This window comes from Nocardioides panacis, assembly GCF_019039255.1.
GTDB classification, from domain to species: Bacteria; Actinomycetota; Actinomycetes; order Propionibacteriales; family Nocardioidaceae; genus Nocardioides_B; species Nocardioides_B panacis.
The window spans coordinates 2,743,318-2,766,013 of record NZ_CP077062.1 but is presented as its reverse complement, the minus strand read 5'-3'; the positions used below and the strand labels follow the sequence as shown (position 1 = coordinate 2,766,013).

General features: G+C 72.3%; 23 protein-coding genes, 1 tRNA gene and 1 pseudogene. 21 read left to right on the top strand and 4 right to left on the bottom strand.

From position 1 onward, the window contains the following. Positions 1-167: 167 nt before the first annotated feature. From KRR39_RS13445 to KRR39_RS13370, 16 genes and pseudogenes are all read left to right on the top strand, one after another. Positions 168-3,452, top strand: coding sequence for an Rne/Rng family ribonuclease (locus KRR39_RS13445; RefSeq protein ID WP_216937586.1), 3,285 nt, complete (start codon positions 168-170; stop codon positions 3,450-3,452). Between the two features lie 197 nt (positions 3,453-3,649). Next, positions 3,650-3,958 carry a 50S ribosomal protein L21 gene (gene rplU, locus KRR39_RS13440; protein WP_216942632.1) on the top strand — a complete coding sequence of 103 codons (309 nt, stop codon included), beginning with the start codon at positions 3,650-3,652 and terminating at the stop codon, positions 3,956-3,958. A 55-nt stretch (positions 3,959-4,013) separates the two neighbouring features. Further along, complete coding sequence (gene rpmA, locus KRR39_RS13435) at positions 4,014-4,271, top strand: 50S ribosomal protein L27 (protein WP_216937584.1); 258 nt, start codon at positions 4,014-4,016, stop codon at positions 4,269-4,271. A gap of 121 nt (positions 4,272-4,392) precedes the next feature. Continuing rightward, a complete protein-coding gene (gene obgE / locus KRR39_RS13430) occupies positions 4,393-5,946 on the top strand; it encodes a GTPase ObgE (protein WP_216937582.1) in 1,554 nt (517 codons plus the stop codon). Beyond that, a complete protein-coding gene (gene proB / locus KRR39_RS13425; protein ID WP_216937580.1) occupies positions 5,943-7,067 on the top strand; it encodes a glutamate 5-kinase in 1,125 nt (374 codons plus the stop codon). Before obgE ends, proB begins: the two co-directional genes overlap by 4 nt. Positions 7,068-7,230: 163 nt before the next feature. Then, positions 7,231-7,581 (top strand): DUF8830 family protein, encoded by a 351-nt coding sequence (locus KRR39_RS13420; RefSeq protein ID WP_216937578.1) that lies wholly within the window; start codon positions 7,231-7,233, stop codon positions 7,579-7,581. Between the two features lie 13 nt (positions 7,582-7,594). Beyond that, complete coding sequence (locus KRR39_RS13415; RefSeq protein WP_216937576.1) at positions 7,595-8,833, top strand: glutamate-5-semialdehyde dehydrogenase; 1,239 nt, start codon at positions 7,595-7,597, stop codon at positions 8,831-8,833. Continuing rightward, positions 8,834-10,030, top strand: coding sequence for a winged helix DNA-binding domain-containing protein (locus tag KRR39_RS13410; protein ID WP_216937574.1), 1,197 nt, complete (start codon positions 8,834-8,836; stop codon positions 10,028-10,030). A gap of 9 nt (positions 10,031-10,039) precedes the next feature. Further along, on the top strand, positions 10,040-10,660 hold the full coding sequence (locus tag KRR39_RS13405; RefSeq protein WP_216937572.1) for a CDP-alcohol phosphatidyltransferase family protein: 621 nt from the start codon (positions 10,040-10,042) through the stop codon (positions 10,658-10,660). 32 nt (positions 10,661-10,692) lie between these two features. Beyond that, positions 10,693-10,839 (top strand): hypothetical protein, encoded by a 147-nt coding sequence (locus KRR39_RS13400; protein WP_216937570.1) that lies wholly within the window; start codon positions 10,693-10,695, stop codon positions 10,837-10,839. 21 nt (positions 10,840-10,860) lie between these two features. Then, positions 10,861-11,520, top strand: coding sequence for a nicotinate-nucleotide adenylyltransferase (nadD, locus tag KRR39_RS13395; RefSeq protein ID WP_302053500.1), 660 nt, complete (start codon positions 10,861-10,863; stop codon positions 11,518-11,520). Next, positions 11,517-11,897 carry a ribosome silencing factor gene (gene rsfS / locus KRR39_RS13390; RefSeq protein WP_216937568.1) on the top strand — a complete coding sequence of 127 codons (381 nt, stop codon included), beginning with the start codon at positions 11,517-11,519 and terminating at the stop codon, positions 11,895-11,897. Before nadD ends, rsfS begins: the two co-directional genes overlap by 4 nt. Further along, a pseudogene (locus KRR39_RS26145) lies at positions 11,894-12,244 on the top strand (histidine phosphatase family protein); the annotation flags it as partial. The gene rsfS and the pseudogene KRR39_RS26145, both read left to right, overlap by 4 nt. A 34-nt stretch (positions 12,245-12,278) precedes the next feature. Continuing rightward, positions 12,279-12,545, top strand: coding sequence for a histidine phosphatase family protein (locus tag KRR39_RS13380; RefSeq protein WP_216937566.1), 267 nt, complete (start codon positions 12,279-12,281; stop codon positions 12,543-12,545). A gap of 93 nt (positions 12,546-12,638) precedes the next feature. Beyond that, a tRNA-Ala gene (locus tag KRR39_RS13375) sits at positions 12,639-12,712 on the top strand. Positions 12,713-12,806: 94 nt separating this feature from the next. Next, positions 12,807-13,280 (top strand): SRPBCC family protein, encoded by a 474-nt coding sequence (locus KRR39_RS13370; RefSeq protein ID WP_216937565.1) that lies wholly within the window; start codon positions 12,807-12,809, stop codon positions 13,278-13,280. Here the strand turns inward: KRR39_RS13370 and KRR39_RS13365 are convergent. Genes KRR39_RS13365 through galE form a run of 3 tightly spaced genes read right to left on the bottom strand, consistent with a single transcriptional unit; the run spans position 13,277 to position 15,614 of the window. Further along, positions 13,277-13,786: a YflT domain-containing protein gene (locus tag KRR39_RS13365; RefSeq protein ID WP_254185123.1), complete on the bottom strand. Its 510-nt coding sequence runs from the start codon at positions 13,784-13,786 to the stop codon at positions 13,277-13,279. The genes KRR39_RS13370 and KRR39_RS13365 overlap by 4 nt on opposite strands. A gap of 59 nt (positions 13,787-13,845) precedes the next feature. Continuing rightward, positions 13,846-14,607 (bottom strand): SDR family NAD(P)-dependent oxidoreductase, encoded by a 762-nt coding sequence (locus KRR39_RS13360; protein ID WP_216937564.1) that lies wholly within the window; start codon positions 14,605-14,607, stop codon positions 13,846-13,848. A gap of 38 nt (positions 14,608-14,645) precedes the next feature. Further along, the gene (galE, locus tag KRR39_RS13355) at positions 14,646-15,614 is read right to left on the bottom strand and encodes a UDP-glucose 4-epimerase GalE (protein ID WP_216937563.1); all 969 of its coding nucleotides are present in this window, start codon (positions 15,612-15,614) and stop codon (positions 14,646-14,648) included. A gap of 158 nt (positions 15,615-15,772) precedes the next feature. On the opposite strand from galE, the gene KRR39_RS13350 reads away from it, so the two are divergent. From KRR39_RS13350 to leuS, 4 genes are all read left to right on the top strand, one after another. Then, a complete protein-coding gene (locus tag KRR39_RS13350; RefSeq protein ID WP_216937562.1) occupies positions 15,773-17,467 on the top strand; it encodes a sodium:solute symporter family protein in 1,695 nt (564 codons plus the stop codon). 10 nt (positions 17,468-17,477) lie between these two features. Next, on the top strand, positions 17,478-17,774 hold the full coding sequence (locus tag KRR39_RS13345) for a hypothetical protein (RefSeq protein WP_216937561.1): 297 nt from the start codon (positions 17,478-17,480) through the stop codon (positions 17,772-17,774). Between the two features lie 125 nt (positions 17,775-17,899). Further along, complete coding sequence (locus tag KRR39_RS13340) at positions 17,900-18,364, top strand: MarR family winged helix-turn-helix transcriptional regulator (RefSeq protein WP_216937560.1); 465 nt, start codon at positions 17,900-17,902, stop codon at positions 18,362-18,364. A gap of 184 nt (positions 18,365-18,548) precedes the next feature. Next, positions 18,549-21,038 carry a leucine--tRNA ligase gene (gene leuS, locus KRR39_RS13335; RefSeq protein ID WP_216937559.1) on the top strand — a complete coding sequence of 830 codons (2,490 nt, stop codon included), beginning with the start codon at positions 18,549-18,551 and terminating at the stop codon, positions 21,036-21,038. 24 nt (positions 21,039-21,062) lie between these two features. Here leuS and KRR39_RS13330 read toward each other — a convergent pair whose 3' ends face one another. Further along, on the bottom strand, positions 21,063-21,707 hold the full coding sequence (locus tag KRR39_RS13330; protein WP_216937557.1) for an NAD(P)H-binding protein: 645 nt from the start codon (positions 21,705-21,707) through the stop codon (positions 21,063-21,065). Positions 21,708-21,795: 88 nt separating this feature from the next. Between KRR39_RS13330 and KRR39_RS13325 the strand changes: the two genes are divergently transcribed. Continuing rightward, entirely contained in the window at positions 21,796-22,656 is an 861-nt protein-coding gene (locus tag KRR39_RS13325; protein WP_216937555.1) for a DegV family protein, read from the top strand. Positions 22,657-22,696: the final 40 nt, after the last annotated feature.

Genomic DNA, 22,696 nt, shown 5'->3' with positions numbered 1-22,696 from the left:
TCGACGAATGACTCGGAAGACGTCGCCGTTGCTCGGCACGGTGCTCCCGCACCGCTGGCGGGCCCCATCCGCAGGCTTCACGCCCGGTCGGCTCGTCCGGCCTGGCGACTGACACAGCACCCGTGCGGACGCCGACTCGTCGGTGTCCCGGGCGCCGAGGAGAGCACATGCTCGACGACAACGACAGCACCACCCCCGCCACCGAAGCAGGTCCCGGGGACCCCACCGAGTCACCCGCGGCGCCGGCCAAGCCGGTCGCCAAGAAGGTCACCCGCAAGCGTGCGGTGAAGAAGACCGTGACCACCAAGGCCGCCGAGGCCCCCGCCGACGCGCAGCTCGCGCTGCCGGACGCCCAGCCCGCCGCGACCGCCGCCGAGGTGGCTCCCGCCGAGACGATCGGCACCGGCGAGGCCACCGAAGCCGACGGCGCACCGGTGAGGAAGACCGCCAGGAAGGCCGCCGCGAAGCGCGCCCCGGCCGCCAAGAAGACCGCCGCGAAGCGGGCCCCGGCCAAGCGCGCCGCGAGCAGGAAGACCGCCGTCGCCGACCCCGCCGCACCGGTCGACGAGCCGCTCGAGGAGCCGACCGACGAGGTCGCCGAGGAGACGACGGACGCCCCCGCCGCTGAGGCGCCCGCCGCCGACGCGCCGGCCACCGCCACCGCGTTGCTCTTCCAGACCCCCGACCCGGTCACCACGACGACCCGGCGCCGCCGGCGCGCCACCTCGGCCCCCGCGGCCGACGAGGCCGCTGCCGGGACCCTCGAGCAGACCAGCGCCGAGGCCACCGAGGCCACCGGGACCACCGGGACCACGGCCGAGGTCGAGGCCGACGCCGCCGACGAGCAGACCGCCCCGGTCGTGAAGAAGGTCACCCGGTCGCGCTCCCGCTCCCGCGCGACCCGTCCCGCCGGCACCGAGGACGCCCCGACCGAGCAGCAGGACGCCGGCACCGGTCCCGAGGCCCGGTCCGACCGGGACGCCGACCAGACCACCGACGAGAACGACGACCGGGCCGACACCGGCACCGACGAGGACACCGACGACACCGACGACGAGCAGGGCGGCAACCGCCGGCGCCGTCGTCGTGGCGGCCGGCGCCGTCGCCGCGGCGGCAGCGGGGGCGGCAACGGGGCCGACGACTCCGAGGACTCCGAGACCTCCGACGACGAGACGTCGGACGACGACACGGAGAGCGGCGAGCAGAACGACACCGGGTCCGGTCGCGGCCGCGGCTCGGGCCAGCGGGGCGGCGGGCAGAACAACCGCGGCGGCTCCGAGGCCGCCAAGGACGACGACCAGGGCGAGGGCAACGGCACCCGCCGGCGCCGTCGCCGTCGTCGCGCCGGCGAGGAGGGTGACGGGGGCCCGGACGACCCGGAGAAGACCGTCACCCGGGTGCGCAAGCCGCGCAACGCCGAGGACGAGATCACCAGCCTGCACGGCTCCACCCGCCTGGAGGCCAAGAAGCAGCGCCGCCGCGAGGGCCGCGAGGCCGGCCGCCGGCGCGCACCGATCGTCAGCGAGGCCGAGTTCCTGGCCCGCCGCGAGGCGGTCGACCGGGTGATGGTGATCCGGCAGCGCAAGGACCTGACCCAGATCGCGGTCCTCGAGGACAAGGTGCTCGTCGAGCACTACGTCGCCCGCGAGTCGCAGACCTCGCTGATCGGCAACGTCTACCTCGGCCGGGTGCAGAACGTGCTGCCCTCGATGGAGGCGGCGTTCGTCGACATCGGCAAGGGCCGCAACGCCGTGCTGTACGCCGGCGAGGTCAACTGGGACGCGCTCGGCGCCGGCAACGGCCCGCGCAAGATCGAGCAGGTCCTCAAGTCCGGCCAGCCGATCCTGGTCCAGGTCACCAAGGACCCGATCGGCCACAAGGGCGCCCGGCTCACCAGCCAGGTCAGCCTCCCGGGCCGGTTCCTGGTCTACGTCCCGGACGGCACGACCAGCGGCATCTCCCGCAAGCTGCCGGACACGGAGCGCTCGCGGCTCAAGGCGCTGCTCAAGGAGATCGTCCCGGACAGCGCCGGCGTGATCGTCCGCACCGCGGCCGAGGGGGCCTCCGAGGACGAGCTCACCCGCGACGTCGAGCGGCTCACCGCCCGCTGGGCCGACATCGAGAGCAAGGTCGAGAAGGGCAACGCCCCGGCGCTGCTGTACGGCGAGCCCGACCTCACCCTCAAGGTCGTCCGCGACCTGTTCACCGAGGACTTCGCCAAGCTGGTCGTCTCCGGCGACGAGGCCTGGGACATGGTCGACTCCTACGTCGAGCACGTCGCCCCGGACCTCGCCGAGCGCCTCGAGCGGTACTCCGGGGACGACGTCTTCGCCGACTACCGGATCGAGGAGCAGATCGCCAAGGGCCTGGACCGCAAGGTCTGGCTGCCCTCCGGCGGCTCGCTGATCATCGACCGCACCGAGGCGATGACCGTCGTCGACGTGAACACCGGCAAGTTCACCGGCTCCGGGGGCAACCTCGAGGAGACGGTGACCAAGAACAACCTCGAGGCCGCCGAGGAGATGGTCCGCCAGCTCCGGCTGCGCGACATCGGCGGCATCATCGTCATCGACTTCATCGACATGGTCCTCGAGAGCAACCGGGACCTGGTCCTGCGCCGCCTCGTGGAGTGCCTGGGCCGGGACCGCACCCGCCACCAGGTCGCCGAGGTGACCTCGCTCGGCCTGGTCCAGATGACCCGCAAGCGGATCGGCACCGGCCTGGTCGAGTCGTTCAGCGAGAACTGCGACCACTGCCAGGGTCGCGGCGTGGTCATCCAGCACGAGCCCGTCGAGCCCTCCAAGCAGCAGGACGACGAGCCCCGGCGCGGCCGTCGCGGCCGTCGCGGCGGCGGCGAGGACGGTCCCGACACCGGGAACGGCAACGCCTCGCACGGTGCCAACGGTGGCAACGGGGGAGGCGCGACCAAGTCGTCGCCGTCGCCCAAGGACATCGCGGCGATGGCCCGGCACGAGCCGCGGCCGACCGAGGAGGTCGTGCCCGAGACGGTGCCCGAGCCGGTGCCCGCGCCGGTCGTCGAGGACAGTGCGCCGGCCGACGCTCCCGCGGACGCCCCGGTGACCGACTCCACCGCCACCTCGAGCCCGGTGCCGGCCGAGGCCGTCGACGCCCACGCGCTGACCGCCACGCCGGTGACCCCCGAGCCGATCGTCGAGAGCACCCCCGAGCCCGAGCCCGAGCCGGAGAAGGCGCCCGAGCCGGCGCCGGAGCCGGCCGCGGAGCCTGTCGTACCGGCCGGCCCCCGGCTGGTCACCTCCTCCCGCCGCCGGGTCGCCCGGCGTCCCGCCGGTCCGCCGGCCGGGATCGCCGCGGGGACCGAGACCGGGAGCGAGACGACCGACTCGACCAGTCCCGACGGGGCCGAGGGTGCCGACGGTTCCGACGGGGCCGTGCACGTCCCGGTCAAGAGCAGGCGCTCGCGCAAGCGGTAGCCCGGTCGGCGGAGGACCGGCCCGCGGCGTCGTTTTGACCCGCTGGGCCGCCGTCCGTAGACTTGACCCTCGGCGCATCACTGCGCCGTCGTGCGTGTACGGCGCCACTTCCATGCTCTCCCCTCGCGGTGAGACCTGTGAGCCTGGCCGGAGCGCGCAACCCAACGTTGTAGTCCGAAGAAGAGAGTGAGTCCGTGGTGTACGCGATCGTGCGCAGTGGCGGCCAGCAGCAGAAGGTTGCTGTCGGCGACGTCATCGAGATCGACAAGGTTGCCCACGAGGTGGGTGACTCCGTCAGTCTGCCCGTCCTCATGCTCGTAGACGGCGAGAAGGTCACCGCCGGCGCCGACCAGCTGGCGAAGGCGACCGTGACGGTGGAAGTCCTCGGTGCCACCAAGGGCCCGAAGATCACCATCCTGAAGTACAAGAACAAGACCGGCTACCGCAAGCGCCAGGGTCACCGTCAGAAGTACACCCAGGTCAAGGTCACCGAGATCAGCGCCTGACCTCCGGGTCGTCGCCTCTCCCTCCGGCAACTCTTCCGCACAAAGGACTGAACTCATGGCACACAAGAAGGGCGCAGCCTCGACCAAGAACGGTCGGGACTCCAACTCCCAGCGGCTCGGTGTGAAGCGCTACGGCGGTCAGCTCGTGAACGCCGGCGAGATCATCGTCCGCCAGCGGGGCACCCACTTCCACCCGGGCAGCGGCGTCGGCCGCGGCGGTGACGACACGCTGTTTGCCCTGGTCGGCGGCAACGTCGAGTTCGGCACCAAGCGCGGACGCCGCGTGATCAACATCCTCCCGACCGCCGAGTGACCTCGGCCGGGATCTAGTACAGAAGCGCGGAGGGGCGCCCTGCTGACACGGCAGGGCGTCCCTTTCGTCATTCCCCCCGGCACCACCCCAGCACCACCCCGCATCACCGAAGGAGTCACCGATGGCCGTTCCGACGTTCGTCGACCGGGTGACGCTCAACATCGCCGCCGGAAGCGGCGGCAACGGCGTCGCCTCGGTCCACCGTGAGAAGTTCAAGCCGCTCGGCGGTCCCGACGGCGGCAACGGCGGTCCGGGCGGCAGCGTGATCCTGCGCGTCGACTCCGACGTCACCACCCTCGTCGACTTCCACCACAGCCCGCACCGCAAGGCCGAGAACGGCGGGCACGGCGCGGGCAGCAACCGCAACGGCGCGCACGGCCACGACCTGGTGCTGGCGGTCCCCGACGGCACGGTCGTCAACGACGAGAACGGCACCGTCCTCGCGGACCTCGTCGGCCCCGGGACCGAGATGGTGATCGCCGAGGGCGGTCACGGCGGCCTGGGCAACGCGGCGCTGGCGTCCTCCAAGCGCAAGGCCCCCGGCTTCGCGCTGCTGGGCGAGCCCGGTGACGAGCTGACCGTGACGCTGGAGCTCAAGGTCGTCGCGGACATCGGCCTGGTCGGCTTCCCGAGCGCCGGCAAGTCCAGCCTGATCGCGGCGCTGTCGCGGGCCCGCCCGAAGATCGCGGACTACCCGTTCACGACCCTCGTGCCGAACCTCGGAGTCGTCACCGCCGGCGACACGACGTTCACGGTGGCCGACGTACCCGGCCTCATCGAGGGGGCCAGCGAGGGACGCGGCCTCGGCCACGCCTTCCTGCGGCACGTCGAGCGGTGCGCGGCGCTGGTGCACGTCATCGACACCGTGACGATGGAGCCCGGCCGCGACCCGCTCTCCGACCTCGACGTGATCGAGCGCGAGCTGGCGTCGTACGGCGGTCTCGAGGACCGTCCCCGGCTGGTGGTGCTCAACAAGGTCGACGTGCCCGACGGCCGGGACCTCGCGGACATCGTCAAGGAGGACTTCGACGCCCGCGGGCTCGAGGTCATGCAGGTCTCGGCCACCAGCCACGAGGGGCTGCGCGAGCTCTCCTTCAAGATGGCCGAGGTGGTGGCCCGGGCCCGTGCCGAGAAGCCGGTCGTCGAGGCCACCCGCATCGTGATCCGTCCCCGCGGCAGCCAGAGCGGACCCGAGTTCACCGTCCGGCAGACCGGCGAGGGCTGGCGGGTCCGCGGGCTGAAGCCCGAGCGCTGGGTGCGGCAGACCGACTTCACCAACGACGAGGCGGTCGGCTTCCTCGCCGACCGGCTCAACCGCCTCGGCGTCGAGGACAAGCTCCTCGCCCTCGGCGCGGAGGAGGGCGACACCGTCCTCATCGGCGAGGCCGAGAACGCCGTGGTGTTCGACTTCCGGCCGATGGTCAGCACCGGCGCCGAGCTGCTCGGCCGCCGCGGCGACGACGCCCGGCTCGAGACCGAGCGTCCCGCGGCCGTGCGCCGCCGGGAGATCGATGCCGCGATGCCGAACCGCGCGGAGAACGAGACCCGGGCCGACGTCGCCCGCCGGATCGGCGTGATCGACCCCGACGACACCGTGGTGCAGCGCAACGACCCCGACTGGGGCTGGACGGAGGACGACCCGGGGCTCGACGCGTCGGAGGACGTCGAGGAGTGACCGTGCGCGAGCAGGTCGCCCGGGCCTCGCGGGTCGTGGTGAAGGTGGGGTCCTCCTCGCTCACCACGGCCGACGGGGGCATCGACCCGGACCGGGTCCGGGCGCTGGTCGACGCGCTCGCCGGCGTCCGGGCCCGGGGCGCCGAGGTGGTGCTCGTCTCGTCGGGCGCGATCGCCGCCGGCCTGGCGCCGCTCGGGCTGTCCCGCCGGCCGGGGGACCTGGCCACCCAGCAGGCCGCCGCCTCGGTGGGCCAGGGGATGCTCGTGCACCGCTACAACGAGGAGTTCGCCCGGCACGGCGTCGTCGCCGGCCAGGTGCTGCTCACCGTCGACGACATGACCCGGCGCAGCCACTACCGCAACGCCTACCGCACGTTCGCGCGGCTCCTGGAGCTCGGCGTGCTGCCGGTCGTCAACGAGAACGACACGGTCGCCACCTCGGAGATCCGGTTCGGCGACAACGACCGGCTCGCCGCCCTGGTGGCGCACCTGGTGCACGCCGACCTGCTGCTGCTGCTCAGCGACGTCGACGGGCTCTACGACGGCAACCCGGCCAACGGGGGCGCGACGATGCTCGGGGAGGTGGTCTCCGACGCCGACCTGGACGCCGTGCGGACCGGAGGGAGCGGCTCGTCCGGGGTCGGCACCGGAGGCATGCAGACCAAGGTGGAGGCGGCCCGGATCGCCACCGGCGCGGGCATCCCCGTCGTGCTGACCGCGTCGGCGCTGGCCGACCGGGCCCTGGCCGGCGACCACGTCGGCACGCTGTTCCACCCGACCGGTCGGCGGCGCCCCACCCGGCTGCTGTGGCTCGCGCACGCCACCGAGGCGCAGGGCCGGATCTCGCTGGACGCCGGGGCGGTCCGCGCGGTGACCGAGCGGCGCGCCTCGCTGCTGCCCGCCGGCATCACCGGGGTCAGCGGCAGCTTCGTCGGGGGAGACCCGGTGGACCTGGTCGACCCGGACGGCGTGCCGGTGGCCCGCGGGCTGGTCAACTACGACGCCGACGAGCTGCCCGCGCTGCTCGGCCGCTCCACCCACGACCTGGCCCGCGAGCTGGGTGCCTCCTACGAGCGCGAGGTCGTGCACCGCGACGACCTGGTGCTGCTCCCGCGCGGCTGACCGGACCGGTCCACACCGGCACTCCGGGGCGGCCGTGATTTTCGGCAATCCTCGGACGTCGCGGCCCGGCGGGCGGCAGACTGGTGGAGTCCCGCCGGGGCCCCACGGGGCCGGCGGAGGGGCTGTGACCTGGGATCTTCGGGACCGTGCAAGGAGTGGGCTGGTGAGCGAGCTGTGTCGGCTCTGGCACGTGACCGTGACCGTCGCGGGCGAAGAGGTCGAGCCCCTGATCGTCCGCAACGCGCTGCGCAGGCTCAGTGACCAGCGGCCGTTCCTGCACTCCCTGAAGTACGCCGGCGGGCGCGCCGAGATCCAGTACTGGGAGGAGGCCGAGAGCCTCCTGGACGCCTCCTCGCTCGCGCTGCGGGTGTGGAACGAGCACCGGGAGTCGGCCGGCCTGCCGCGCTGGGAGGTCGTCGGCCTCGAGGTCCTCGAGCGCACCGTCTTCCTGTCCCGCGGCATGGAGTACCACGTGATCGTCGACCTGCACGACGTGACTCCGCTGCCGTTCTGACTACCCTGGAGGCATGACCTTCGAGGCCGTGGCCGTCCGGGCCCGTGAGGCCGCCCACGAGCTGGCGCTGGCCACCCGGGCCACCAAGGACGCCGCGCTGCACGCGATGGCCGGCGCCCTGGTCGCGGCCACCGACGACGTGCTGGCCGCCAACGCCGGGGACGTCGCCGCCGCCCGGGAGGCCGGCACCTCCGAGTCGCTCGTCGACCGGCTGCGCCTGGACGCCGGCCGGGTCGCCGCGATGGCCGACGGGCTGCGCGAGGTCGCCGCCCTGCCGGACCCGGTGGGCGAGGTGGTGCGCGGCTCGACGCTCGCCAACGGTCTCGAGCTGCGCCAGGTGCGGGTGCCGTTCGGCGTGGTCGGGATCATCTACGAGGCCCGCCCCAACGTCACCGCCGACGCGGCCGGCATCTGCCTGAAGAGCGGCAACGCGGTGCTGCTGCGCGGCTCCTCCAGCGCCCGGCGCTCCAACGAGGCGGTCGTCGGCGTGCTCCGCGACGCGGCGGCCGGGGCCGGCCTGCCGGCCGACGTCGTGCAGCTGGTGCCGGGAGAGGGCCACGAGTCGGCCAAGGCGCTGATGCGGGCCCGTGGGCTCGTCGACGTGCTGATCCCGCGCGGCGGCGCCGGCCTGATCCGCTCGGTGGTCGAGGAGTCGACGGTGCCGGTGATCGAGACCGGCGTGGGCAACTGCCACGTGTACGTCGACCGGGACGCCGACCTGGACATGGCACTGGCGATCGTGCTGAACGCCAAGACGGACCGCCCGTCGGTCTGCAACGCCGCAGAGTCGCTGCTGGTGCACGCTGCGGTCGCGGACGCGTTCGTGCCCCGGGTGGTGCGGGCCCTGCAGGAGGCCGGGGTCACCGTGCACGGCGACGCGACGTTCGCCGCCCAGGACGGCGTGCTGCCGGCGACGGAGGACGACCACCGCACGGAGTACCTCTCCCTCGACCTGTCGGCGTCCGTGGTGCCCGACCTGGCGGCCGCCGTACGCCACATCCGGACGTACTCCTCGGGCCACACCGAGGCGATCGTCACCGGCTCCCTGGACGCCGCCCGCCGGTTCACCGCAGCCGTCGACTCCGCCGCCGTGGTGGTGAACGCCTCGACCCGGTTCACCGACGGCGGCGAGTTCGGGTTCGGCGCCGAGATCGGCATCTCCACCCAGAAGCTGCACGCCCGCGGCCCGATGGGGCTGCCCGAGATGACCTCCACGAAGTACGTCGTCACCGGCGACGGCCACGTCCGCTAGATGCCGCGCCGGATCGGCACCGACGAGCGACGGGCCCGGCTCGCGCGCCGGCACCTGCTGCTCCCGTCGCGGCGCACCGACGACGTGGCGGCGATCGCCGACGCCGTGGTCGCGCTGCACTCGACCGACCCGGTGACCGTGCACCTGTCCGCGATGCAGCGGATGGTGCACCCGTCGGTCGAGGCCGTCGAGCGGGCGCTGTACGTCGACCGCGCCGTCGTGCGCCACCACGCGATGCGCCGCACGCTGTGGGTGGCCCGCCCGGACGTCGTACGCCTCATGCACGCGGCCGCGACCCGCAGGCTCGTCGGTCCCGAGCACCGGCGGACCGCGAAGCTGCTCGCCCAGAACGGGGTCGAGGACCCGGACGCGTGGCTCGCCGACGCCCGCCGGCAGGTGCTCGACGCCCTGCACCAGCACGGCCCGCTGACCGCCCGGTCGCTGGGCACCAAGGTGCCGGCGCTGACCCGCAAGATCGTGATGGCGCCCGGGAAGAGGTGGTCGGCGTCGGTCTCGGCGCACACCCGGGTGCTGCTGAACCTCGGGTTCGAGGGCCAGATCGTCCGCACCCGGCCGACCGGGACCTGGATCAACGGGGCCTACACCTACGCCGCGATGGACTCCTGGCTCGACGGGGGACTGGCCGACCTGACCGAGCGGGAGGCCGCCGAGGGGCTGGCGTCGCGCTGGCTGCGGGCGTTCGGCCCGGCCACCGCCGCCGACCTGCAGTGGTGGACCGGCTGGACGGTGGCGACCACGAAGGCCGCCCTCGCCGACGCGGGGGCGGTGGAGGTGCTCGTCGACGGCGGGCCGGCGTTCGTCGCGGCCGGGGACGAGGAGCCGGTCGGGCCGGTCGAGCCGTGGGTGGCGCTGCTGCCGGGGCTCGACCCGACCACGATGGGCTGGAAGGAGCGCGGCTGGTACCTCCCCGACGCCTGCGCCGAGACGTTCGACCGGATGGGCAACGCCGGCCCGACGGTGTGGGTCGACGGGCAGGTCGTCGGCGGCTGGGTGCAGGCCCCGGACGGCGAGGTCCGGACCCGGCTGCTGGTCGACGTCGGCGCCGAGCGGCGCGCCGAGGTCTTGGCCCGGGCAGCCGACCTGGCCGCCCTGCTGGGGGACACCCGGTTCACCGTCCGGTTCCCCAGCCCCCTGTCCACCGCCCTCCTGCGCGATGCACCGGGCCCCGGAGACTAGGCTCCCGGCATGGCAGTGGCTGCGGACGTCGACCCGTCCACCCTGGATGTCTGGACCGACCCCGGCCAGGAGCGGGTGGGCACCTCCGCCACGGTCATCACCTTCGTCCGAACCGCGATCTCCGTCGTGCTCTCCGGGCTGGCGGCCCAGCAGGGCAGCCTCACCCTGCTGGTGGTGGCGCTGGTCGTCTACTGGGCGGGGGACAGCCTGGACGGGTTCGTCGCCCGGATCCGGGGCTGCGAGACCCGGATCGGCGCGGTGCTCGACATCCTGTCCGACCGGTTCTGCGCCGCGGCGTTCTACATCGGCCTGGTGTGGCTGCAGCCGGAGTTCGCCGTACCCGTGTTCATCTACCTCGCGGAGTTCATGGTCGTCGACTGCTTCCTGTCGCTGGCCTTCCTGGCCTGGCCGGTGCGCAGCCCGAACTACTTCTACGTGATCGACCGTCCGCTGTGGCTGTGGAACTGGTCCAAGCCCGGCAAGGCGGTGAACTCCTCGCTGTTCGCGGTGCTGCTGCTGGTCACCGGCTGGGTCTGGCTCGGGGCGGTCATCGCGACCGCGCTGCTGGTGATGAAGAGCGTCTCGCTGGTCCGGCTCGGCCGGATCGGGCTGCCGGTCCCACCGCGCTAGCCGCGCCCCGGCGGCACGGTAGAGTTCGGTCCATGTCGCTCACGCCCCTCGTCGCCCTCGCCGCCACCGAAGCCGGGGCAGGCATCAACCCCTGGCTCGTCGGCGTCGGCGTGTTCGTGCTCCTCCTGGCCCTGCTGGGCGGGCTGCTCGCCTTCGGCGGCGGCCGCGACCACTCCTGACGTTGCTGACGACGATGACGCGTGACTGACGCCGACACCACGGGGGAGCGTCCCCGCCGGCGCGTGGGCGTGATGGGCGGCACCTTCGACCCCATCCACCACGGCCACCTGGTCGCGGCCAGCGAGGTGCAGTCGTTCTTCGACCTCGACGAGGTCGTCTTCGTGCCCACCGGGCAGCCCTGGCAGAAGCAGTCCCGGCAGGTGTCGCCGGCCGAGGACCGCTACCTGATGACGGTGATCGCCACCGCGTCGAACCCGCGCTTCTGGGTGTCCCGCGTGGACATCGACCGGCAGGGTCCGACGTACACGATCGACACGCTGCGGGACCTGCGCAAGGAGCTCCCGGACGCCGACCTGTACTTCATCACCGGGGCCGACGCCCTCGGCGACATCTTCACCTGGCGCGACGCGGACGAGCTGTTCGACCTCGCGCACTTCGTCGGCTGCACCCGGCCGGGGTTCACGCTGGACCGCTCCACGCTGAGCGGGATGCCGGCCGACAAGGTCACCATCCTGGAGATCCCGGCCCTGGCGATCTCGTCGACGGACTGCCGGGCGCGCACCATGAAGGGCGAACCGGTCTGGTACCTCGTGCCGGACGGGGTCGTGCAGTACATCACCAAGTACGCCCTCTACACCTCTGCTCCACCCACCTCGAAGCTAGGACCACCCGCATCATGACCGCAACAGACCGTGCCCTCGAGTGGGTCCGCACCGCGGCCCAGGCAGCCTCGGACAAGCAGGCCGAGAACATCATGGCCTTCGACGTCTCCGAGCAGCTCGTCATCACCGACGCCTTCCTGCTGGCCTCGGCCGCCAACGACCGGCAGGTCAAGTCGATCGTCGACGCGATCGAGGACGCGCTCCGCGAGATCGGCGCCAAGCCGGTCCGCCGGGAGGGCGAGCGCGACGGCCGCTGGGTGCTCATCGACTACGCCGACATCGTCGTGCACGTCCAGCACGAGGAGGAGCGGTCGTTCTACGCCCTCGAGCGGCTCTGGCGCGACTGCCCGCTGATCGCGCTGCCGGACACCGTCACCTCCGGCCGGGGCCAGTGACGCAGGGTCGACGCCTGGTCCTCCTCCGGCACGGCCGGACCGCCTGGAACGAGTCGGGTCGCGCCCAGGGACACGCCGACATCGAGCTCGACGACCTCGGCCACGCCCAAGCGGCCGCGGCCGCGACGTACCTCGCGGGGCTGGGGCCGGCCGCGCTGTGGACCTCCGACCTGGCCCGCGCCCGGCAGACCTGCGGGTACGTCGAGCAGGCGACCGGGCTGGACGCGAAGACCGACCAGCGGCTGCGCGAGTTCGACGTCGGCGCCCGCCAGGGCATGACGATGGCCGAGTTCGCCGAGACCTTCCCGGTCGCGCACGACTCCTGGGTGCGTGGCGACCGGCTGCACCCGGTCGAGGGCGCCGAGGGGGGACACCGAGGTCGTGGCCCGGATGGTGCCCGCCCTGAGCGAGTGCCTGGCGGCGCTCGACCCGGGGGAGACCGGGATCGTGGTCACCCACGGCGCCTGCCTCAAGGTCGGCCTGCTCGGGCTGCTCGGGTGGCCGGCCGACCTCGCCGCCACCCTGCGCGGCGTCGACAACTGCGGCTGGGTGACGGTCGCGGAGGCCTCACCGGGTGCCCGGCTGCGGCTGGAGGCCTACAACCAGCAGGCCGCGGGACCGGCCGGCGGCGGCCTCACCGACCTGTGACGCCCGCGGCACGCGCCGGGTCGCGACCCGATTTCGCATCCGCCACCCGCGTTGGCTAAGATTCCCGAGTTGCCCTGGCAGTTTCGGGGCGGCGGGGCTGTGGCGCAGCTGGTAGCGCACCTCCATGGCATGGAGGGGGGTCAGGGGTTCGAATCCCCTCAGCTCCACCGAGGACGAGAAGGCCGGTTCCCCCAGGGGCCGGCCTTCTCCCGTCCCGGGCCGGACGGGTGTGGCGTGCGCCCGAGCGGGTAGCGGTAGGACATGAGCAACGACAACTCGATCACTGTCCAGCGGGAGATCCCGGCCTCGGCGAAGGAGATCTTCGACGTGCTGTCGAACCCGCACCGGCACACCGATCTCGACGGTTCGGGCTTCATGCGCGGACTGCACCACGGCGACCGGCTGGAGCGGGTCGGCCAGAAGTTCACCATGAACATGACCGGTGACCACATGGGCGGCGAGTACCAGACCGACAACTTCGTCAGCGCCTTCGACCACGACAAGATGATCGGCTGGAAGACCGCACCGGCGGGCGCCGAGCCGCCCGGCTGGGAGTGGCTCTGGGAGCTCCAGCCCGACGGGTCGGGCAGCACGCAGGTGTCGCTCACCTACGACTGGAGCAAGGTGACCGATCCCGACCTGCTGGCGAAGATCAAGTTCCCCCCTGGTCAGCAAGTCCGACCTGGAGCAGAGCCTCGGCCGGCTGGCCGAGGTGGAGAGCGGCAGCTGACCTAGAACTGCTGCTGCGACGCCGTGTGGCCCGGGAGCTGGGCGAGGAGCTCGCGGGCCGCGGCGGCGTGCTTGTGCTCGACGAGCACCTCGTAGCGGGTGGCCACGATCCGGCTCACGGAGCTGAAGTCACGGTGACCCCGCGTCGCGGCGTACCCGACGAGTGCCCAGATCACGCCGAACAGCGCGCCGAAGGCCACCGTCGAGAGGATGATCGCCGTGGCCCCGCCGGTGCCGAAGAACGAGAAGATCAGGCCGATGAACAGGCCCATCCAGACGCCGGACAGGAGACCGCCCAGGGCGACGCGTCCGGTGGTCAGGCGTCCGGTGACCCGCTCGACCTGCTTGAGCTCGGTGCCCACGATCATGCAGTTCTCGACCGGGAACTCGTGGTCGGAGAGGAAGTCCACCGACCTCTGGGCCTGCTCGTACTTGTCGTAGACCCCCAGGGACTGCGGGTACTCGAGGGTGAGCCCGGACTTGAGGGCGCGCATGTTCTGCTGGCTGCTCATGCCCTCATCATCCCACCGCCGGCCAAGACCGGGCACGGCCCAGGCGAGCCGGGCGCGCGCTAGGCGATCGTCATCCCGCCGTCGACCGCGAGCGTCTGGCCGGTGACGTAGCCGCCGGCGTCGCTGGCCAGGAAGACCAGGGCCGCGGCGAGCTCGACACCCTCGCCCTTGCGGCCGGCCGGCACCCGGCCGATCGCCTGGTCGAGGTACCCCTCGGGGTAGGTGTCGGTCATCTCCGAGGCGAAGAACCCCGGGGCCAGGGCGTTGACCCGGATCCCCTTGCGCCCGGTCCACTGCTGGGCCAGGTCTCTGGTCAGGCCGATCAGCCCGGCCTTGGTCGCGGAGTACGCCGCCTGGGGCAGGCCCCCGGTCGTCAGGCCGAGCACGCTGCTGATGTTCACGATGCTGGAACCCGGCTGCATCACCCGGCCGCACGCCTGCGCCATCCAGTAGCAGCCGTTGAGGTTCACGTCGACGACCTGGCGGAACTGCTCGGGCGTCTCCCGGGTGGCGGGTACGGCGGTCCCGATCCCGGCGTTGTTGACCAGCACGTCGACCCGGCCGAACTCCTGCATCGCCGCCTCGACCAGCGCGGTGCACGCGTCCGGGTCGGCGACGTCGGTCTGCACGGCCAGCGCCCGGCGCCCCGTGGCCTCGACGAGCGCGCGGGTCTCCTCGAGCTTCTCGACCCGGCGGGCGCCGAGCACCACGTCGGCGCCGGCCTCGGCCAGGGCCTGGGCGAACGCGACGCCGAGGCCGGAGGAGGCGCCGGTCACGATCGCCACCTTGCCGTCGAGACGGAACAGGTCGAGCACGGTCATGGGTGAGCCTTTCGCAGGAGGGGCGGAGGAGGTGCGGGTCAGCCGGCGTGCGCGGCCCGGCGGGCCCGCCAGGCGCTGGCGACCATGTCGTCGACGGTGTGCCGCATCCGCCAGTCGAGGTCGCGGGCCGCGAGCTCGCCGGAGGCGACGATCCGGTCCGGGTCGCCCGGACGGCGGGGGTGCACCTCGGGCGTGAAGTCCACGCCGGTGACCCGGGCCATGGCGTCCATGATCTGCCGGACGGACAGCCCGTCGCCGCTGCCGAGGTTGTAGACCGGCTCCAGCGACGTACCGGCCAGCAGTGCCTGGGCGGCGGCGACGTGGGAGACCGCCAGGTCGGCGACGTGCACGTAGTCGCGCACGCAGGTGCCGTCGGGGGTGGCGTAGTCGTCGCCGTTGATCCGGGGCGTGCGGCCCTCGAGGAGCGCCTCGATCACCAGCGGGAACAGGTTGTGCGGGCTGGTGTCGTAGACCTCGTCGGTCCCCGAGCCCACCACGTTGAAGTAGCGCACCGAGGTGTGCCGCAGCCCCGCCGCGGTGGCCTGGTCGCGCAGCAGCCACTCGCCGATCAGCTTGGACTCGCCGTACGGCGACTCCGGGTTCGTCGGGGTGCGCTCGGTGACGGTGTCCACGTCCGGGGTGCCGTACGTCGCGGCGCTGGAGGAGAACACCACCTTGTCGACGCCGGCGTCGGCCATCGCGCGCAGCACGCTGACGGTGCCGGTGACGTTCTGGTCGTAGGTGTGCAGCGGCCTCTGGACCGAGACCCCGGCGTACTTGAAGCCGGCGACGTGCACCACGCCCTCGACGGCGTGCTCGCGCAGGGTCGCGGCGACCAGGCCGGTGTCGAGGATGCTGCCCTGCACGAACGGCACGCCCTCGGGCACGAAGCCGCGGTGCCCGCTGGACAGGTCGTCGAGGACGACCGAGGTCAGGCCCTGCTCCGCGAAGGCCCGCACCACGTGGGCGCCGATGTAGCCGGCACCGCCCGTCACCAACCAGGACATCTGCGTCCACCTCTCCCGCGAGCGTCTCGTCAGCAGCCGACCCTAGCCGCTCCGGACCGCGGCCCGGAGCGACACGACCCGCGCACAGAGGGGCGCATGGGAAGTACACGTACGGGGGAGTACCGTGCTGTCGGTTCAGTCCGGAAATGAGGAGACCCATGATTCTTGCGGCGGATACCCAGCTCCGACTCGACGCCAACTGGGTCGACTACCTCCTGATCGCCACCTACTTCGTGTTCGTGCTGGGGATCGGCATCCTCGCGAAGCGGTCGGTGTCCAGCAGCATCGACTTCTTCCTCTCCGGGCGCTCGCTGCCGGCATGGGTGACCGGGCTGGCCTTCATCTCCGCGAACCTCGGCGCGGTCGAGATCATCGGCATGTCCGCCAACGGCGCGAGCTTCGGGCTGCCGACGGTGCACTACTTCTGGGTCGGCGCGGTGCCCGCGATGCTGTTCCTCGGCGTCGTGATGATGCCGTTCTACTACGGCTCGAAGGTCCGCTCGGTCCCCGAGTTCATGAACCGGCGGTTCGGACCGACCGCGCACCTGGTCAACGCGCTGAGCTTCGCGCTCGCGCAGCTGCTGATCGCGGGCATCAACCTCTACCTGCTGGCCAAGATCGTCGAGGTGCTGCTGGGCTGGCCGCTGTGGGTGGCGCTCCTCGTCGCCGCCGCGGTCGTGCTCACCTACACCGCCCTGGGCGGGCTGTCCGCCGCGATCTACAACGAGGTCCTGCAGTTCTTCGTGATCGTCGCCGCGCTGCTGCCGCTGACCCTGGTCGGGCTGCACAAGGTGGGCGGCTACAGCGGCCTCACCGACCAGATCAACAAGATGTCGGACGCGTCGCTGCGGCTGAACTCGTGGCCCGGCACCAACCTGACCGGCATCGACAGCCCGTTCTGGTCGGTGGTCGGCATCGTGTTCGGCCTCGGCTTCGTGCTGAGCTTCGGCTACTGGACGACGAACTTCGTCGAGGTGCAGCGGGCCATGGCGTCGAGCTCGATGTCGGCCGCCCAGCGCGCGCCGATCATCGGCACCTTCCCGAAGATGTTCATCCCGTTCATCGTGATCCTGCCCGGCATGATCGCCGGCGTCATCGTCACCGAGCTGTCCTCGCCGGCGAAGGGCGCGACGCCCGACTACAACAACTCGATCCTCTACCTGATGCGCGACCTGCTGCCCAACGGCATGCTGGGCGTCGCGATCGCCGGTCTCCTCGCGTCGTTCATGGCCGGCATGGCCGCGAACATCTCGGCCTTCAACACGGTCTTCTCCTACGACCTGTGGCAGACCTACGTGAAGAAGGACAAGCCCGACGACTACTACACGCGGATCGGGCGGCTGGCCACGGTCGCGGCGACGCTGATCGCGATCGGCACGGCGTTCTTCGCGGCGAACTACTCGAACATCATGGACTACCTGCAGACGCTGTTCGGGTTCTTCAACGCCCCGCTGTTCGCCACCTTCATCCTCGGCATGTTCTGGAAGCGGATGACCCCGACGGCCGGCTGGACCGGCCTGGTCAGCGGCACGTTGGCCGCGGTGCTGATCGGCGTGCTCAGCAAGGACGCGCTCGGCCCGATGTCCATCGGCGCGATCGGCCTGCAGGGCCAGGGCGCGAGCTTCGCGGCCGCCGGTGCGGCGTTCGGCGTCGACATCGTGGTCAGCGTCCTGGTCAGCCTGGTGACGGCGCCCAAGCCGGAGTCGGAGCTGCGCGGGCTCGTCTACTCGCTGACCCCGAAGTCCGACTTCCACGACCCGAACGAGGGGTCGCTGTCCTGGTGGCAGAAGCCGAAGCAGCTCGCTGCGGTCTCGGCGGTCCTCGTCATCATCCTCAACATCGTCTTCTGGTAAGGGAGCCACCATGTCCGGCACGCACGACCACGACTCCGGGGCCCCGCACAAGGCGGGCGCCTTCGACATCCGCGTCTTCATCGCCTCTCTGATCGGCATCTACGGCGTCGTCCTCATCATCGCCGGGATCATCGGGCCCAGCGAGGCGGAGCTCGCCAAGTCCGGCGGCGTCAACGTCAACCTCTATGCCGGCCTGGGGATGGCCGTGGTGGCCGCGCTGTTCCTGCTGTGGGCCCGCCTGCGTCCGGTCGTCGTGCCCACGGAGCAGCCGGCCGACGCGGACGACGGGCGTCCCGCCGCGCACTGACCGCGCGGACGTCGTACGCGCTGGGCAATGGTTCGGTAAAAACCGCTATAAAACGCCCCTGAGGGGGGGCACACTCGTCTCGAGGCCGGGGGGTCTTGGAGGAAAGTCTTGTCCGGGGGGGACAGATGACGATCGAGATGGACGACGTCGCGCTGCCACCGGTCGGCGCGCTGCTGCGCCGACCTGCGGTACTGGTGCGCCACGAGGTGATGGCCAGCCTGCACAGGGCCGGCTTCGACGACGTGCTGCCCGCCCACCTGGGCGTGTTCCAGCACCCGGGGCCGGACGGCCAGCGGCCGGGGGTGCTGGCGGTGCGCACGTCGGCGTCCAAGCAGGCGATGAACCACCTGCTCCACCAGCTGGAGAGCGGGGGCTACCTCGTCCGCGAGGCGCACCCCGACGACCGGCGGACCCGGGTGGTCCGGCTCACCGAGCGCGGCTGGGCCGCCGTCGGGGTGATCCGGCAGACCATGGTGCGCCTGGAGCACGAGTGGGCGCAGGCACTGGGTCGCGAGACGTACGCCGGCCTGGCGCACGCCCTGGTCCGGCTGGAGGCGGTCCTCGACGAGGCCGTGGGCACCGGTCGCTGAGCAGAACGCGGCTGCGACGCCGCCAGCCGGTGCGCTAGGCTCTTCGCATGCGCACGACACTTCTTCTTGGCAAGCCGCGTTGACCGGTGCCCCTCGCGGGCAGGACGACGCGGCTACCCCTCGTTCCTGAGGGGTTTTTTTGTGCCCCCAGGCCGAGCAGCACGCAGGACGGGAAGACGAGACCATGGACGACCAGGACCACGACCAGCACTACGACGTGACGGCCGCGCAGGACAAGTGGCGCAAGGTCTGGGACGACCTGAACCCGTTCCAGGCGGCCGACGACGGGTCCAAGGAGCGCCGTTACGCGTTGACGATGTTCCCCTACCCGAGCGGTGACCTGCACATGGGCCACGCCGAGGTGATGGCGCTGCACGACGTGATCGCGCGCTACTGGTGGCAGCGCGGCTACGACGTGCTGAACCCGATCGGCTGGGACTCCTTCGGGCTGCCCGCCGAGAACGCCGCGATCAAGCGCGGCGAGAACCCGGCGGTGTTCACCTACGCCAACATCGAGACGCAGGCCGAGTCGTTCCGGCGCTACGGCATCTCCTTCGACTGGTCCCGCCGCCTGAACACCTCCGACCCGGAGTACTACCGCTGGACCCAGTGGCTGTTCCTGAAGTTCCGCGAGCGGGGGCTGGCCTACCGCAAGTTCTCCCCGGTCAACTGGTGCCCCAACGACCAGACCGTGCTGGCCAACGAGCAGGTGGTCGCGGGCATGTGCGAGCGCTGCGGCGCCGAGGTCACCAAGCGCGAGCTGTCGCAGTGGTACTTCAAGGTCACCGACTACGCCCAGCGGCTGCTGGACGACATGGAGCCGCTGGAGGCCACCTGGCCGTCGAAGGTGCTGGCCATGCAGCGCAACTGGATCGGTCGCTCGGAGGGCGCGCACATCGACTTCGCGGTCGACGCGCCGCACTACCACGGCGACCCGATCCGGGTGTTCACCACCCGGCCCGACACCGTCTTCGGCGCCACGTTCATGGTGGTCGCCGCGGACGCGAAGATGGCCGCCGAGCTCTGTGCCCCGGAGCGGCGCGCGGCCCTGGAGGACTACCTGGTCGAGGTCCGCAAGGCCACCGACATCGACCGGCTGGCCACCGACCGGCCCAAGTCCGGCGTCGACCTGGGCGTCACCGCCGTGAACCCGGTCACCGGCGCGCGGATCCCCGTGTGGGCCTCCGACTACGTGCTGGCCGACTACGGCACCGGCGCGATCATGGCGGTGCCCGGCCAGGACCAGCGGGACTGGGAGTTCGCCAAGAAGTTCGGCCTGCCGGTCATCCGCACGGTGCAGCCGCCCGAGGGGTTCGAGGAGGCCGGCGGCGAGGCGTTCACCGGCTCGGGACCGGCCATCAACTCCGCGAACGACGAGATCTCGCTGGACGGCCTGCCGGTGGACGAGGCCAAGGCCCGGATCATCAGCTGGCTGGAGCAGAAGGGCGTCGGCAAGGGCTTCGTGAACTTCCGGCTGCGGGACTGGCTGCTGAGCCGGCAGCGCTACTGGGGCGCCCCGATCCCGATCGTGCACTGCGGGGCCTGCGGTGAGGTCGCGGTGCCCGAGGACCAGCTGCCGGTCGAGCTGCCCGACCTGAGCGGCGCCGACCTGAAGCCCAAGGGCGTCTCCCCGCTGGCCGCGGCCGCGGACTGGGTCAACGTGGACTGCCCGCAGTGCGGCGGCCCGGCCAAGCGGGACAGCGACACGATGGACACGTTCGTCGACTCCAGCTGGTACTTCTTCCGCTACTGCTCCCCGCACTACACCGAGGGCCCCTTCGACCCCAAGGCGGTGCGCAACTGGATGCCGGCGGCGCAGTACGTCGGTGGCGTCGAGCACGCGATCCTGCACCTGCTGTACAGCCGGTTCTTCACCAAGGTGCTGCACGACATGGGCCTGGTCGACTTCGTCGAGCCGTTCTCCCGGCTGCTGAACCAGGGCGAGGTCATCAACGAGGGCCGCGGGATGAGCAAGTCCCTGGGCAACGGCGTCAACCTGGGCGAGATGATCGACGAGTTCGGCGTCGACGCGATCCGGCTGACGATGGTGTTCGCCGGCCCGCCCGAGGCCGACATCGACTGGGCCGACATGTCGCCCGGCGGCTCCGTGAAGTTCCTGCAGCGCGCCTGGCGGCTGTCCGGGGACGTCGGCTCGGAGCCCGGCACGCCCGCCGAGGGCGGCGACGTCGGGCTGCGGCAGGCCACCCACCGCACCGTCTCCGACGCGGAGCAGCTGGTCGAGACCCAACGGTTCAACGTGCTGGTCGCCCGCACCATGGAGCTGGTCAACACCACCCGCAAGGCGATCGACTCGGGCTGCGGCCCGGCCGACCCGGCCGTGCGCGAGGCCGCCGAGGCGGTCGCGATCCTGCTGAGCCTGGTGGCGCCGTACACCGCCGAGGAGATGTGGGCGCGGCTGGGCCACGAGCCGACCGTCGCCCGGGCGGGCTGGCCGACGGTCGACCCGGCGCTGCTGGTGCAGGACTCGGTGACTGCCGTCGTGCAGGTACAGGGCAAGCTGCGCGCCCGGCTGGAGGTCAGCCCGGACATCACCGCGGCCGACCTGGAGGCGCTGGTGATGGCCGACGCTCACGTCCAGCGGGCGCTGGACGGCAAGGACGTCCGCAAGGTGATCGTGCGGGCGCCCAAGCTGGTCAACATCGTCACCGGCTGACCCGGACGGGACCGCCGGCCTCCCTCAGAGGCCGGCGAGCGCCGCGTCGATCGTCTGGTGCCCGGCGAGCAGGTCGAACGTGCTGCCGATGGTGGCGTCCGTGACCAGCACCGCGGCGAGCACCGCGGCGACGTCGGCGCGCGGGATCTCGCCGCGCTCCAGCGTGCCGACCTGGATGCGGCCGGCGCCCGCGTCGTCGGTCAGCCGCCCCGGGCGTACGACGGTCCAGTCGAGGTCCCGCGCCCGCAGGTCGTCGTCGGCCGCCAGCTTGGCGCGGAGGTACACCTGGAACACGTCCTGGCTGTCCGGGTCGGCCTTGTCGGTGCCCATCGAGGAGACCATCACGTAGCGTCGGACGCCCGCCTGCTCGGCGGCGTCGGCGAGCAGCACCGCGGCGCCCTTGTCGACGCTCTCCTTGCGGGCGACGCCGCTGTTCGGCCCCCCGCCGGCCGCGAAGACGACCGCGTCCGCCCCCTTCACCACGTCCGTGACGGCGGCGACGTCGGCGTCCTCGAGGTCGAGCACGACGGCCTCGGCGCCGGCGGCCTCCACGTCCGCGACGTGGTCGGGGTTGCGCACGATGCCCACGGGCGAGTCGCCGCGGTCCGCGAGCACCCTCTCGAGCAGCAGGGCGATCTGGCCGTGACCTCCGGCGATGACGACGCGCATGGGTCTCCTTCTCGTTGGCGGGTGGAACTACCGGTCCCAACGGTGCGCGCCCCGAGGTGATTCCCTCGTCGACGGCTAGCCTTTCCGCATGTCTGCGACCGTCGCCCTGGTGACCGACTCCACGGCGATGCTGCCGCGCGACGTGATCGAGCGCCACGGCATCCGCGTGGTGCCTCTCCAGGTGGTCATCGGGGCGAGGTCCCACGACGAGGGCGTCGACCCCGACGTGACGGCCGAGACGATGGCCGCCGCGCTGCGTGAGTGGACCCCGGTGAGCACGTCGCGGCCGACGCCGGCGGTGTTCCTGGAGGCCTTCGAGAAGGCCCGTGCGGACGGCTTCGACGAGGTCCTGTCGGTGCACCTGTCGGGGGAGATGAGCGGCACCTTCGAGTCCGCGCAGCTGGCCGCCCGGGACGCCTCCCTGCCGGTCCGGGTGGTCGACACCCGCCAACTGGGCATGGCCACCGGGTTCGCCGTGCTGACCGCCGCCGAGGTGCTCGAGCGGGGCGGCTCGGCCGAGGAGGCGGCCGGAGCGGCGCTGGCCCGCGCCGACGCGACCACGTCGCTGTTCTACGTCGACACCCTGGAGTACCTCCGCCGCGGCGGCCGGATCGGCGCCGCCGCCGCGCTGCTCGGCTCGGCGCTGGCGGTCAAGCCGCTGCTGGAGATCGTGGACGGGCGGATCGGTCCCCGCGAGAAGGTGCGTACGGCGGCCCGTGCTCTGAGCCGTCTGGAGGAGCTGGCCGTCGCGGCCGCCGCCGACCGGCAGGTGGACGTGGCGGTCGCGCACCTCGCGAATCCGGACCGGGCCGGCGTGCTCGCCGAGCACCTCGGCCGCCGGCTCGCCGCGAACCTGTCGGCCCGGGAGGTCTCGGTCGGCGAGGTCGGCGCGGTGATCGGGGCGCACGTGGGGCCGGGCATGGTCGCGGTCGTCGTCGCCCCGCGCTGACCCGGAACCGTCCACAGGCGGCCGCGCCCGGCGCCCGTCC

Excerpts from the sequence above, each read along its gene's own strand:
- KRR39_RS13445 (WP_216937586.1), top strand. The coding sequence starts at position 168 with ATGCTCGACGACAACGACAGCACCACCCCCGCCACCGAAGCAGGTCCC.
- rpmA (WP_216937584.1), top strand. The coding sequence starts at position 4,014 with ATGGCACACAAGAAGGGCGCAGCCTCGACCAAGAACGGTCGGGACTCC.
- obgE (WP_216937582.1), top strand. The coding sequence starts at position 4,393 with ATGGCCGTTCCGACGTTCGTCGACCGGGTGACGCTCAACATCGCCGCC.
- KRR39_RS13415 (WP_216937576.1), top strand. The coding sequence starts at position 7,595 with ATGACCTTCGAGGCCGTGGCCGTCCGGGCCCGTGAGGCCGCCCACGAG.
- KRR39_RS13410 (WP_216937574.1), top strand. The coding sequence starts at position 8,834 with ATGCCGCGCCGGATCGGCACCGACGAGCGACGGGCCCGGCTCGCGCGC.
- KRR39_RS13405 (WP_216937572.1), top strand. The coding sequence starts at position 10,040 with ATGGCAGTGGCTGCGGACGTCGACCCGTCCACCCTGGATGTCTGGACC.
- KRR39_RS13400 (WP_216937570.1), top strand. The coding sequence starts at position 10,693 with ATGTCGCTCACGCCCCTCGTCGCCCTCGCCGCCACCGAAGCCGGGGCA.
- rsfS (WP_216937568.1), top strand. The coding sequence starts at position 11,517 with ATGACCGCAACAGACCGTGCCCTCGAGTGGGTCCGCACCGCGGCCCAG.
- KRR39_RS13370 (WP_216937565.1), top strand. The coding sequence starts at position 12,807 with ATGAGCAACGACAACTCGATCACTGTCCAGCGGGAGATCCCGGCCTCG.
- KRR39_RS13365 (WP_254185123.1), bottom strand. The coding sequence starts at position 13,786 with ATGAGCAGCCAGCAGAACATGCGCGCCCTCAAGTCCGGGCTCACCCTC.
- KRR39_RS13360 (WP_216937564.1), bottom strand. The coding sequence starts at position 14,607 with ATGACCGTGCTCGACCTGTTCCGTCTCGACGGCAAGGTGGCGATCGTG.
- galE (WP_216937563.1), bottom strand. The coding sequence starts at position 15,614 with ATGTCCTGGTTGGTGACGGGCGGTGCCGGCTACATCGGCGCCCACGTG.
- KRR39_RS13350 (WP_216937562.1), top strand. The coding sequence starts at position 15,773 with ATGATTCTTGCGGCGGATACCCAGCTCCGACTCGACGCCAACTGGGTC.
- KRR39_RS13345 (WP_216937561.1), top strand. The coding sequence starts at position 17,478 with ATGTCCGGCACGCACGACCACGACTCCGGGGCCCCGCACAAGGCGGGC.
- KRR39_RS13340 (WP_216937560.1), top strand. The coding sequence starts at position 17,900 with ATGACGATCGAGATGGACGACGTCGCGCTGCCACCGGTCGGCGCGCTG.
- leuS (WP_216937559.1), top strand. The coding sequence starts at position 18,549 with ATGGACGACCAGGACCACGACCAGCACTACGACGTGACGGCCGCGCAG.
- KRR39_RS13330 (WP_216937557.1), bottom strand. The coding sequence starts at position 21,707 with ATGCGCGTCGTCATCGCCGGAGGTCACGGCCAGATCGCCCTGCTGCTC.
- KRR39_RS13325 (WP_216937555.1), top strand. The coding sequence starts at position 21,796 with ATGTCTGCGACCGTCGCCCTGGTGACCGACTCCACGGCGATGCTGCCG.